Origin of the sequence: Janthinobacterium sp. PAMC25594 (genome assembly GCF_019443505.1) — a bacterium.
GTDB lineage: Bacteria > Pseudomonadota > Gammaproteobacteria > Burkholderiales > Burkholderiaceae_D > Janthinobacterium.
Window position 1 is genome coordinate 2,115,374 of record NZ_CP080377.1, and the last position, 12,093, is coordinate 2,127,466.

The window sequence follows — 12,093 nt, forward strand, 5'->3', positions numbered from 1 at the left end:
AATTTTCCGTGTTTGCCACTGCAATAATATTTGCAAATAATACATTGGGCGATGAAAAGGATATTCGGTCGCGTCGTGTCCTGCTAAATAGCCAAATGGGATCAGTTTGAAATCTTCAACTCAACAGTGCTTGCCTGAAATGGATAGGTTAAGAACCGGACTCGCCAGTCTTTGCATGGTGGCCAAGCATTGCGAAGTCAATTCCACACCCGAGCAGTTGCTCCACGCCTTGGGGCTGGACGAAGTCCTGGATGGTACCCATGAGCTTATGAGGGCCATCAAGTTCCTCGGCCTCAAGGGCCGGCAGGCGAACATGGTCTGGCCGAGACTATCCAAGATCTCCTGGCCCTCCATAGCCGAATTGAATAACGGACAATTTGTCGTGGTAATGCGCGCCGACAGCGAAAAAATCATCATCTTCGATCCCATGCGTCCGCAATCGTCGCTGGCGTGTACCCGCGACGATTTTCTGAGCGTATGGGACGGAAAAATCATATTAATAAAGGGCGCGGCCAGCGGCGGCAAGGACGCTCAGATTTTCGGTTTCAGATGGTTTATCCCTGAAATAAAGAAATATCAAGCCATATTGCGCGAGATCTTCATCGCTGCGTTCGCGATTCAAATATTCGGACTGGCCGCACCGCTGTTCAGTCAAATCATCATCGACAAGGTGGTGGTTCACCGAAATTTGTCCACCCTGCATGTGCTGGGTATTGGCATGCTGATCCTGATCCTCTTCGAGGCGATCTTGACGGTGCTGCAGAACTATCTAATGACGCACACCGCCAGCCGGATCGACGTGGTGCTGGGAAGCCGAGTGGTGCGGCACCTGCTGCGTCTGCCGCTGCGCTTCTTCGAGAACCGCCGCATCGGCACCATCGTCGCCCACGTGCGCGAACTCGAGACGGTGCGTCAATTCATCACCGGCAGCTCGATCGGCTCCATGCTTGACCTGCTCTCGATCATCATCCTCGTCCCGCTGATGTTTTTCTATAGTAGCCGGCTCGCTTGGCTCGTGTTGGCGACGCTGCCATTGTTTGTGGCCAGCTCATTGGCCATCGTGCCCATGATGCGCCGCCGCCTTGACGTCAAATTCCGGCTCGGCGCCGAGAACCAGTCGTTCCTGGTCGAGGGTGTCAGCGGCATCCACACGATCAAAGCTCTGGCGATCGAACCGATCATGGAGCGGCGCTGGAATCACATCCTATCGCAGTACGTGACAGCGTCCTACCGGGCCTCGTTGTTGGGTGGCATCGGCGGCGCACTGGGCCAGTTCATCCAAAAATGCGCGGCGCTGGCGATCCTGTGGAGCGGCGCTGAAGCGGTGCTGGCGGGCGATCTCAGCGTGGGCCAGCTCATTGCCTTTCAAATGCTATCGACCCGGATCATCCAGCCCATCGTGCGAATCGCACAACTGTGGCAAGAGTTCCAGCAGGTGGCGCTGTCGGTTGCCCGCATCGGCGACATCATGAATCAGGAGCAGGAACCGCGCCAAGCCGCCGGACTGTCTGGCCTGGGGCAGCTGCGCGGAGACGTGCGGCTTGACGAGCTTTGCTTCCGCTACGATGAGCGCGGACCGCTGACATTGAACCATCTGTCGCTCTCCGTGTGCGCCGGCCAAACGGTGGGGATCGTGGGCCGTAGCGGCTCAGGCAAGAGCACGCTGACGAAGTTATTGCAACGACTCTATTTCCCCGAGTCCGGCAAAATTTCCATCGACGGCACCGATATCCGCTTCATTGACCCCGCCTATTTGCGCAGTCAGATCGGTATCGTCCTCCAAGAGAACTTCCTGTTCAACGGCACGATCGGCAGCAACATCGCGATCAACCAACCACGCGCCGCGCTGGACAAGATCGTCCACGCGGCGACAATCGCCGGCGCGCACGAGTTCATCAGTGGGCTGCCGAACGGTTACGACACACTGGTTGGCGAACGCGGCGTCAGTTTGTCGGGCGGCCAGCGCCAACGGGTGGCCATTGCGCGGGCCTTGATGGGCAACCCCCGCATCCTGATCTTCGACGAAGCGACTAGCGCCCTGGACTACGAGTCGGAACGCATTATACAAAACAATTTGGGGCAGATCTGCCAAGGCCGTACGGTGTTTATCATTGCCCATCGGCTATCAACGGTGGCACACGCCGATACCATCCTGGTTCTCGACCGCGGCGCGATGGTGGAGCAGGGTAGCCATAGGGCACTGCTGGAGCAAGGCGGCTTGTACGCCCATCTGTTTTCGCAGCAAGAGGAGTTCGCTTGATGGCGCCGAAGATGGTTCAGGGCACGGTGTTGACTAAGTTGGTCCGGCAATTCCGGCGCCTCCCCGCGCGGAACGACGAGCGGCTGTCACGGCTGGAGCTGGCCTTCCTGCCCGATGCGCTGGAGTTGGAGCACACACCGCCCTCGTCCGTCGGGCGCGCCGTGGTGTGGATCATCGTCGGATTTTGCTTGATCGGCACCTTGTGGTCGTGCTACGGCCAAGTCGACGTGGTGTCCACCTCGGTGGGCAAGATCATCCCCAGCGGCAAATTAAAAATCGTCCAATCGGTCGATGGCGGCCGGGTCCGCGCCATCCTGGCGCAGGAAGGGCAACTGGTCAGGAAAGGCGACGTGCTGGTCGAACTTGAGGCTGGACTGGACAATAGCGACTTGCGCAGCTCGTCCCAGCGTCTGCAGTTTCTGCGGGCAGAAAAAATACGCCTAACCGCCGAACTCGATGGCGCCAGGCCGAACTACGAAACGGGTGGCATCGCACCCGAGGTGGCCATTTTGCAGGAATCGCTGCGGCTGGCCCGCAACAGCGCCTTCGAGGCCAAGCTGGCGGAGGCAAGCAATGCGCAAAACGCGAAGGAGTCGAACCTGTCGGCGCTGCGCGATGGACTCAACAAGCTCGAGGCCAGTCTCAAGATCGGTCAGGAAAAAGAAGAGCGGGTGCGACCTTACATCGGTAGCGTGATGACACGCTTCGACTACCTCAAGCTTAAAGACGATCTGAACCAGCTGGAGAATAACGTCGCCTCTCAACGCAACGCGCTGAAAAGCGCGATGCAGGACGCCCGGGCCGCGGCGGAGCTGGTCCGGCAGACCCGGCACGAGCACAGCGGCCAGTTGCTTACTGAGTTGAGCGATTGCAACACGCGACTGGCGGCCTTGGGTGGCGACGTTGAGAAGGCGGGCACGCTGGTCGGTCAAAAGCGCATCGTGGCCACGGTGGATGGCAAGGTGCAGCTACTATCGGTGACCTCAGTTGGACAGGTCGTGGCGCCGGGGCAGACTGTAGCCACCCTGGTGGCTCTGGGGCAGGCCCAGGTGATCGAAGCTTATCTGTCCAACGAAGAGGCCGCGTTTGTACATGCCGGGCAGGCCGCCGACATCAAGGTCGACGCCTTCCCCTTCCAGCACTACGGTTCACTGAGCGGCCTGGTGCTGGACGTAAGCCCCGACGCCGAGGAAAGACAATTGAGCGGGGCGGAGATGGCCGCCCAAACCCGCGGCGAGAACGAGCTGCCGACCAAGGCCGGCCTTATGTACAAGCTCAGGGTGCAAATCACCGGCAAGGGCCCCGCGTCCAGCGACGAGATTCTCAAGACGCGGTCCGGCATGACGGTGCAAGTCGACATCAAGACTGATCGACGCCGGATTATCGAATTCTTCCTCGAACCAATGAAGAAATATCTAAAGAATAGCATCACCTCCCGCTAGCCGCGCTCCAGGAGGTCCACAGGAATCTGCACAGCGCCGTACGGCGCCGTGCCGACCGGATAGGTCGACCGGCAATTCGACCGTTTTTTACAAGTGAGAACTAAATGGGCTTTTATAATGATGGTTGTGACGATTACGATGACAGAAGCTACATCACGGCGCCAGACAATTCCACCGGCGGTAGCGGCAGTTATGTGACGGTGGGCTATGTGGAACCGGTCCTCGGCCCGGTAGGTGTTGGCGCGTCCGTCACCGTCACATCGAGAGGGGACGTCTTGGTCAGCGGCGTGGTCAGCACGGCCGGACCGATCGCCGTGGCGGGTACGACGCCCGCCGGAGTTGCACCCGCCGATTACCTGACGGGCGGCGCCGTCAGCGGCAATCTGCCCAACGGCGTCGGCGCCACGATCGGTATTCCGACCAATGCGTCGACCGCGCAGCCGACCTACGGCACGGCCGGCGCGGGCGTTAGCTATACGGTACAGCCAACCCAGGTTTATAACTCGTTTGTTAATAGCGTGATCAACGGCGTGACCAACATTGTCAATCAAGCGGTCAACTATGGCAACAACGCCATGGGCGTGCCAGCGCATTGAAAAACCGCATCGCCTAGCCTAACCTGAGTTTCGCCAGCGCGCTGCGACGAAGCCAGTACGTTGGGAGGGGACGCTCTCCCAACGAGCCGCACCTGGTAATTTTTTCTGGCATACCATCCACAATTATGAATTTATGAATTTCCTGCTGACCTGCTGCACCTTTTTGGCCGTGATGGCGTCAACCGGCGCTACCGCGCAGACCACCCCGGACGGCAATCTGGAAAATCAAGACGTTCGTATCGAACTGAGGCTGCGAGAGGACGGCACATATGAAGAGATCATAGACCGCACCGGCCTAGTGGCGGACCAGGCAGTACTGGAACGCTGGCGCGACCTGCAGATTCGTTTCCGTCCTGATGCGCTGGACATGACGGTGACGCGCGTCGAGGTGCAAAAGCCTGATGGCCGCAAGCAAACGCTGCCCGTGCTGCGCAACGCGTCGCCGGCTGCCACCGGGGCTGCGTTACAGTTCAAGATCCCGTCACTGCAAATCGGTGATGTGCTGTCTTACCAGGTCAAAATCAACCACAAGGTACGCTTGCTGGACGGTCGGTTTTCAATCGGTTACAACCTGCAGACTTACGTTCCCCACCCCCAAACAACCTTGCGGGTGCGCATACCGGCCGCCCTATCGCTGAAAGTGGCCGCCGACGGCTTTGATACCCGCCAAGAGAGCATCGAGGGTGACCAGCGTGTGATTACCCTGCGTTACCAACGCACGCGGCCGGGCCCGCGCAATCCGGACCGCATCGATGAGTTGCTGAACTCGCCACATTTGCTGATATCCTCCTTCGCCGGCTATCCGAGTCTGGGCCAGGCCATGGGCCGCCGGTTCACACAGGCTGCGCAGGTCACGTCGGATATCCGCGCATTCGCTCAGCGACTTGTCTCCGAGCGCCACACTCCACGTGACAAGGCCGCGGCTCTGTATTACTGGGTGAATGCCCACATCGTCTACGACGACAGCGACATCTACGCCGACGGCGTGTCGCCGCGTCCAGCTGGGGAAATCCTGGGGCGTCGCAAAGGCGATTGCAAAGACCATGTTGTGCTGCTGATGGCGTTGTTGCGCGCGGCCGGCATCGACAGCACGCCAATGCTGATCAGCACGGAAAACAACTTCACGCTGCCCCCCGTCGCGGTCGCGCAAATATTCAACCACGTGATTCTCCACATTCCCTCGCTGCACGTGTATGCCGAAGCGACGCATGGCGCGTTGCCGTTCGGTGTCTTGCCACCTTATGAAACGGGAAAACCGTTGGTGAGCCTGGCTGCAGACGCCCGGATCAGCCGTACCCCGCAACGCACACGGCAGGATGCCAGCATCACGGAAACGACCTTGACGCTGGCCGCCGACGGCGCCGTTCGCGGCGAGGTGAAGGCGGAAGTGCGCGGCACACTGGTCGGCGAGATACGCAACATCGCCCGCGAGCTGGCACCGCCACGCGACGCCGGTGCGGTGCGCAATGCGCTCCTGGCCAAGGGACTGGCTACGCCGGAAGGCACACTGCGATTTTCCGATGACGAGATCGCCAGCGTTAGCCGCACGCATATGCTGTTTCGCGGCGACGGAGCGCTCAAAACGCACGGCGCCGGCGAGCTGATACCGGTGTCCTATTTACGGAACAGCTATGCGCTGGACAGGCTGGCCAAGCTGTTCGCACCGGAACAGGACCACGGCGCATTCCTGTGCGGTGCGCGTCATGTCGAAGAGAACTTCGTGCTCGAATTTCCTCCGGGCGTGAATGTCAGCACGCTGCCGTCGCCGGCCAGCTACGCCGATGCGCGAAGGGAATACACCTCCAACTATGTACTGGAGCGGCTGTCTTCCGGCGACCGCGTGCATGTAACACGACGCTTGCTGGACGACACGCCCACCGCCGTGTGCACAGCCACCGACTATGCTGACTTTCATCGCCTGGCCGCTGTCGTAGCCCGGGACATGGGGGCCGGCATACGTTATACCCATCAATGAAAAGTGAGGAAGTGGTTGCATGCCCGTCGTGACAGAATCAGAACTCCTAGCCCGTATCGGCGATCTCAGGCCGCGCGGCAGAGATACCCACCTGCCATGTTGTTTGCTCGCCTATATGAAACTGTATGGTTACCGGGGCGAACTTGCCAGGGTGCTGCCGGCCGCGCCATTGCCGGTATCGGGCGCCGACGCGCGCACGCCGCAGTTCCTGGCGCGCCGCCTGGGCCTAGCGTTGCGGCCACTGGCCTCCGAATGGATCGGTGAGGCCTTGACCAGCCGGTCGGTGCTATTGATGTTGGCCGATGGCGGCGCGGCCTTGCTTCTCGGCGTAACCCCCGGTGCTTACACCGCCTGGTTGCCGGTGCAGCCTGAAATGCTGACGCGCCTACCCGACAGCGCGGCGGCGGGCGCGACCGCCTGGGCGATAGAAAGCACAGGTACGGGCATGCTGCTGAACCGCCGGCCGCGCGCCGCGCGGTTCTGGTTACTTGACGACTATGCGGAGGTTCCGATGTTTGATCGGGCGACTCTGCGGCGGCTGGTAGACACTTATTTGGCCGACGCACCGCCGGAAGCTGAACCAGCGGCACTCGCGGAACTCAGCGTCGCAGCGCTGCTGCGATCGCACGCCTCAATATCGCCCGACCACCCGCAATATTTCGGCCGGTTCCGGAACATTAATCTGCGGCCCGAAGCTGGCTTCGTGGACGCGCGCCACGTTCCGGCGCTGATGCGGCAGTTGCTGGAGCGAATCGCGCACCACCAGGCTGATCGCACGCATGATCCCCTGGTCTTGGCAGCCAAGGTCTTCTCCGACTACCTGACCATCCATCCCGTCCTCAACGGCAACCGCCGCCTAGGTATGGCGCTGGTATCGGCCGTGCTGGCGCGGGACGGCTATCGGTTGGACTGGGATGCCATCACCCTGACGGAGTGCTACTACATGGTACGCTGCGCGGCCCGGGGGCATTTGCGGGACATGGTAGCGCGACTGCGCCGCGTTTGCACGATCATAAGTCACTCCGCAGAGCAACTTATAGTAAAGTCGCTGGCCCATCGGCCGCTTCCCCCCCGTGTTCTGCAGGTGTTACAGAGCTTGCGCCACCATGGGTTTTCGGCATGGCTGGTAGGCGGTGCGGTCCGCGACCTTCTTGCCGGCGTGGCGCCGGCTGACTTCGATATCGTCACCAACGCCGGCTCGGCCGATATATTTGGATTGTTCGACACCGCGCATATTGTCGGTGGCCGCTTTCAGGTCGTCGTGGTGATGTTGCCCGGCGGTTCGGTAGAGGTTTCGACGCTACGCGACGGCAGTGCGCCATCGCGCGGCTTGTTAAGTGCGAATACCTACCCGGACGTCTCTCTCATCGGAGCCGATGCCGCCCTGCGCGACTTTACGGTTAACGCGCTGTATTACGACCCCATCGACAACGCGCTGCTGGCCCCCTCCAACGGCATGGACGACCTTGCGGCACACACCTTGCGCGCCATCGGCGACCCCGTCGTCAGCTTCACCGCCGATCCACTGCGTGCGTTACGCGGAATTCGTCACGCGGTGCGCTTGTGCCTGGCGATCGATTCCGCCACCATGGAAGCGCTATGCAACGTGAAGACTGCGATCATGCAGACCGCCTCTGGGCGCCTAGCGCGCGAATTGGGTAAATTACTTAAGAGCGGCAACATGGTGGACGCACTGAATATCATGTTTGTCACCCATTTGCTGGAACCCCTATTTCCTGCCGTTCATCGCCAGATGTTCGATCAACGCGCCAAGTATTTTCTTCACACCGCGCTCACACTGGGCGATCGCGCTCTGTCGCAAGGCGTGACGGTACCCACCGCGTACTTTTTGGCCGCTCTGTTGTGGGCAGATTTACATGCCAAGCACAGCGCTTATCGCGAAAAATTCGGATCGGAGCTAGGTTGGCTACTGGCTGTGGACGAGCTTATAGACTGCCAAACCGGACCGCTCAAGTTCCTGCTAGAAAGTGCGCCGAGAACGCGTCACATACTGGCGTTACAACCGCAAATCGAACGTGCCGGCAGCGGGGAGGAGGAACTACGCAGGCATCACGGTTGCGGAGATGCCTGGCGCTTGCTTGACGCGCGTCGTCTGGCTGGCTATTGCTGACCGGCCTTACCGTGACGCAGCAACGGCCTGCCGCAAAACTCCTCGATCTGTTTAATTGCCGCCATCGCCGCCTCGTCGGAGAGGCCAATCCCGAATGGGAAGGCGCTCGTCTTGGTGAATAACATCAGCCTTTCACCGCCCAGGCCGAGCATGGCCATCTTGCCATCCGCGGTCATGGGAAGAGGAAGTGGCTTGCGTTCAATTGCGATCAGATCGCCGCACACAATCGCGGAGGCAGCCGCTGTTCCAGCGGGCGCGCCGTCCTTGACGAACAATATTTCTTCCTTTCCGCAAACATTCTTGAACAGTACGGCGCCCGCTACAAACACGAATATAAGAATAACCGCCCCTGTTCCCACCGCGTCCATTGTCAATGTCATCAGGACATTTGCATTCTTTTTCACCGTGAAAGCGAGGATTGCGAGCGCGATCGTGCACAGCAAGATTCCTTGGAGCCGGAACGGCGCCGGCGACGCTATTTGCAGAATAAGATCGTTTTTTTGCATTGAACCACGTCTCCTTTATCGGCCTCTGGACGCAAGAAAGTATGCGCGCTGGCAATTATCGCATGTTCGGGGTAGCGTCTTGCTTGAACCATTTTGAGCTGGCTCTAGGGAGCGCTGATCAATTCGATTTCTGGCAATTCACTGCTTTAAAAATCAAAAACTTACGGGTGATGCTCAAGCGGAAACACGAATTAATCAGCAGCTCCCTAGCGTACTTAGCTTGAAGTTAAGGCAGCCTTTGAATAAGCTTTTCGCGCAAGAAGTGGTTTCCTATCTCTACATTTATCTAAGAGAAGCATGGTGACCGCTAAGGAAACGCTGATTTATTCTTCGGCTGCCGTTCACGGCAGCGCGCCGAACTGAGACAATAGCGACACGTTCATTGCCCCACCGCCGACCATGCAAAAGAGCTTCTCCGACCTCGAATACGCCGCCAAGAAGAAACTCACGCGGCGCGACCGCTTCCTGGCCGAAATCGACAGCGTGACGCCGTGGGGCAAGCTGCACAAGCTGATCGAGCCGTTCTATCCCAAGGTCGAAGGCGCCGGGCGCCCGCCGATCGGACTGGCGCGCATGCTGCGCATGTACGTTGCCCAGCAGTGCTTTGGGCTGTCGGACGAAGGCATCGAGGACGCGGTCTACGACAGCCAGTCCATCCGCGCTTTCGTTGGCATTGACCTGGGCCGCGAGTCGGCGCCGGACGCGACGACGTTGCTGAATTTCCGCCACCTGCTGGAAGCAAACGCGCTGACGCGGCAGATCTTCGATACGATCAACGGACATTTGGCCGAGAAAGGCTTGGTGATGTGTGAAGGCACCATCGTGGATGCGACGTTGATCGCCGCGCCACCATCCACCAAGAACAAGGATGGCAAGCCCGATCCTGAAATGCACCAGTCGAAGAAGGGCAACGACTGGCACTTCGGCATGAAAGCGCATATCGGCGTGGACGCCGCGTCGGGTCTGGTTCACACGCTTGTCGGCACGGCTGGCAATGTCGCCGACGTGACCCAGGCGCACGCGCTGCTGCATGGCGATGAAGTCGCCGCGTTGGGTGATGCTGGCTATCAGGGCGTGGAAAAGCGGCCTGAAAACATCGACAAACCGGTCACGTGGCATGTGGCCATGAAGCGCTCCAAACGCAAGGCGCTGCCCAACAACAAACTGGGGCGCCTGACGGAAAAGCTGGAACATCTGAAAGCGAGCGTGCGGGCGAAAGTCGAGCACCCGTTCCATGTCATCAAGAACCTGTTCCGTCATCGTAAAACGCGCTATCGCGGCCTGGCCAAGAATACAGCACAGCTGTTCACGTTGTTCGCCTTCGCCAATCTGCTGCTGGCTGGCAGGCGCTTTACGATCACCGAATCCCGTAGTCCGTCCTGATTACCGAAAGACGCGAAGCATCGCGTCAAATCGACCGGAAATACGCGTGATCGCCTCATCGTTTGACCATTTGGCGCGTCAATTTCGCTAGGAGCGAATTGATCAGTGCCTCCTTAGCGCTGTCCAGCGCCGGGCCAGTCCATTCTTTCCAGGACCTCTGTTTGGCATTCCTCGGTCTTCATTCTTACGAATTGCCAATTGACACTAAATAGTGTATTGTGAAAATAATATATCTGGCTCTTCATCCTCAGAATGAATACAGATAGCTGCAACAAACGAGGGTTCGATCTCGCAGGATGAACACCTACGGATGTGCTTCCATTATTCATAACTCAGGCTTTCAGCAGAAAGCTTAAATCCCCTATTTGGAGAAATTGTTATGAACATGGAAAAACATCGTACTGTTTGCGGCGGCTTTATTGGCATCCCCACACGAGTCCTGCATCACTTGCAGGCTCATCCTGACGTAATTGTGCATCTGAGCAATGCGATCAGCAAAATCCATCTTCCGAGCGACCGAAAAAAAATAGAATGCGAGGTTGAGATGGGTTGTATCGTCGGTCGAGGAGGGGTAGTAAAGACAAATGCATTGAAAATCGATGATCTCGCTTTGTTTGCATTGCGGACTAATCGTAAATTCCCATCACGTGTTGCTCCATCAGGCCAAGTCGGGACCGAATCCTCGACCATTGTTATTATTGCCAAACCATCCTTTGCTGAGGGGCAGTACGAGTTGATTACTGCTTGGATTGGGAGCTTGGCAAAAAAAGAACCCTGGGATCCAAGTATTTTAAGTCAAGATGAATTCGAGGACTGCTTGCATTTTTGGAGTACAACGGCGCTCGTATTCGATCCTGCGACTATGGGGACAGTGTCGGAGAACAGTTGGAGAAAAGTCTTGGCGCTCGCTAACCCCAAATTTGGTTGAAAAGTAAGCGCCTTCCCGGAACCGCCTGTATTTAAAGTTGGCGATAAGCCACAGTAGTTCCCGTCACTTTTTGATGGAAACCACTGTGGATATTGATGGAAAGGCGGACACCCCAAAAGGCTGGCCGAGCTATTTGGCCGCATTCAGGCAAACCTCTCACCACGTCTACTTACACACCCGGGGCTATCTTCGACTACATCGAGATGTTCTACAATCCGAAGCGCCGTCATGGATTCAACAACAAGCTGTCCCCGGTCAATTACGAAAAGCAGTATTTTAAGCGGCTCGCGAGCGTCTGGTGAACTTGTGGCGATTCAGACTGTAGATCGAAGGACACGATTTTTCTCCAAGGATTGATGCTGAATGAGCGAGCTGCACTGGCTATCACGCATTGCCCAGCGTGTCGCCAGGCCGAGCAATGCCGTATCTGGAGCCAAGCAATTCCTCGCTACTCTTTTGATGCGGGCGCGTGCTTCAGCATTAGCGACGCGACTGCCGAGACAACGCTGACGATGCCTGCCATCAAGAATGCAAACCGGTAACCCGCAAGTTCGGCCGCCTGGGGTAGTTGCCCGGCGGCCAATCGCGCCGCCATTACTGCATGGGCGACTGCACCCAGTACTGCTATGCCCACTGCTCCACCTAGTTGGCGTGCAGTGTTCTGTAGTCCTGCTGCAAGACCCGAGTCTTTCCGCGGAACTCCTGCAAGAACTGCTTGCGTGGCACTCATCATCACCAACCCGTTGCCAGCGCCGACCAGCAATGTAGGTAGCAGAAATTCGCTGACCTGCAATGGATGAACAGGCAACCAATTAAGCCAGATCAGGCCTGCTGCAGACACGGTAATCCCCCCATTTTTAGAGCGCGCTAAA

General features: G+C 58.3%; 9 protein-coding genes and 1 pseudogene. 8 read left to right on the top strand and 2 right to left on the bottom strand.

Annotated features, from left to right (window positions below; genetic code table 11):
• Positions 1–175 precede the first annotated feature (175 nt).
• From KY494_RS09395 to KY494_RS09415, 5 genes are all read left to right on the top strand, one after another.
• Positions 176–2,260 (top strand): peptidase domain-containing ABC transporter, encoded by a 2,085-nt coding sequence (locus KY494_RS09395; protein ID WP_258194768.1) that lies wholly within the window; start codon positions 176–178, stop codon positions 2,258–2,260.
• Positions 2,260–3,702 carry an HlyD family type I secretion periplasmic adaptor subunit gene (locus KY494_RS09400; protein ID WP_219890743.1) on the top strand — a complete coding sequence of 481 codons (1,443 nt, stop codon included), beginning with the start codon at positions 2,260–2,262 and terminating at the stop codon, positions 3,700–3,702. Before KY494_RS09395 ends, KY494_RS09400 begins: the two co-directional genes overlap by 1 nt.
• A gap of 104 nt (positions 3,703–3,806) precedes the next feature.
• Positions 3,807–4,298: a hypothetical protein gene (locus KY494_RS09405; protein WP_219890744.1), complete on the top strand. Its 492-nt coding sequence runs from the start codon at positions 3,807–3,809 to the stop codon at positions 4,296–4,298.
• Positions 4,299–4,431: 133 nt separating this feature from the next.
• Positions 4,432–6,273 (top strand): transglutaminase domain-containing protein, encoded by a 1,842-nt coding sequence (locus tag KY494_RS09410; RefSeq protein WP_219890745.1) that lies wholly within the window; start codon positions 4,432–4,434, stop codon positions 6,271–6,273.
• 19 nt (positions 6,274–6,292) lie between these two features.
• A complete protein-coding gene (locus KY494_RS09415; protein WP_219890746.1) occupies positions 6,293–8,404 on the top strand; it encodes a Fic family protein in 2,112 nt (703 codons plus the stop codon).
• Here the strand turns inward: KY494_RS09415 and KY494_RS09420 are convergent.
• Positions 8,395–8,910, bottom strand: coding sequence for a hypothetical protein (locus KY494_RS09420; protein ID WP_219890747.1), 516 nt, complete (start codon positions 8,908–8,910; stop codon positions 8,395–8,397). The two genes, KY494_RS09415 and KY494_RS09420, sit on opposite strands and share 10 nt — an antisense overlap.
• Before the next feature lie 399 nt (positions 8,911–9,309).
• Between KY494_RS09420 and KY494_RS09425 the strand changes: the two genes are divergently transcribed.
• The 3 genes and pseudogenes from KY494_RS09425 to KY494_RS09435 all read left to right on the top strand — a co-directional run.
• Positions 9,310–10,293, top strand: a complete 984-nt coding sequence (locus KY494_RS09425) for an IS5 family transposase (RefSeq protein WP_219890748.1) — start codon at positions 9,310–9,312, stop codon at positions 10,291–10,293.
• Between the two features lie 379 nt (positions 10,294–10,672).
• Complete coding sequence (locus KY494_RS09430) at positions 10,673–11,221, top strand: hypothetical protein (protein WP_219890749.1); 549 nt, start codon at positions 10,673–10,675, stop codon at positions 11,219–11,221.
• Between the two features lie 185 nt (positions 11,222–11,406).
• A pseudogene (locus tag KY494_RS09435) lies at positions 11,407–11,523 on the top strand (IS3 family transposase); the annotation flags it as partial.
• A 146-nt stretch (positions 11,524–11,669) separates the two neighbouring features.
• On the opposite strand, the gene KY494_RS09440 reads toward KY494_RS09435, so the two are convergent.
• Positions 11,670–12,062 (bottom strand): hypothetical protein, encoded by a 393-nt coding sequence (locus KY494_RS09440; RefSeq protein ID WP_219890750.1) that lies wholly within the window; start codon positions 12,060–12,062, stop codon positions 11,670–11,672.
• Between the last annotated feature and the right edge of the window lie 31 nt (positions 12,063–12,093).

What these genes read in the sequence shown, in the direction of transcription:
- KY494_RS09425 (WP_219890748.1), top strand. Translation starts at nt 9,310, where the DNA reads ATGCAAAAGAGCTTCTCCGACCTCGAATACGCCGCCAAGAAGAAACTC.
- KY494_RS09395 (WP_258194768.1), top strand. Translation starts at nt 176, where the DNA reads ATGGTGGCCAAGCATTGCGAAGTCAATTCCACACCCGAGCAGTTGCTC.
- KY494_RS09430 (WP_219890749.1), top strand. Translation starts at nt 10,673, where the DNA reads ATGAACATGGAAAAACATCGTACTGTTTGCGGCGGCTTTATTGGCATC.
- KY494_RS09415 (WP_219890746.1), top strand. Translation starts at nt 6,293, where the DNA reads ATGCCCGTCGTGACAGAATCAGAACTCCTAGCCCGTATCGGCGATCTC.
- KY494_RS09405 (WP_219890744.1), top strand. Translation starts at nt 3,807, where the DNA reads ATGGGCTTTTATAATGATGGTTGTGACGATTACGATGACAGAAGCTAC.
- KY494_RS09420 (WP_219890747.1), bottom strand. Translation starts at nt 8,910, where the DNA reads ATGCAAAAAAACGATCTTATTCTGCAAATAGCGTCGCCGGCGCCGTTC.
- KY494_RS09410 (WP_219890745.1), top strand. Translation starts at nt 4,432, where the DNA reads ATGAATTTCCTGCTGACCTGCTGCACCTTTTTGGCCGTGATGGCGTCA.
- KY494_RS09400 (WP_219890743.1), top strand. Translation starts at nt 2,260, where the DNA reads ATGGCGCCGAAGATGGTTCAGGGCACGGTGTTGACTAAGTTGGTCCGG.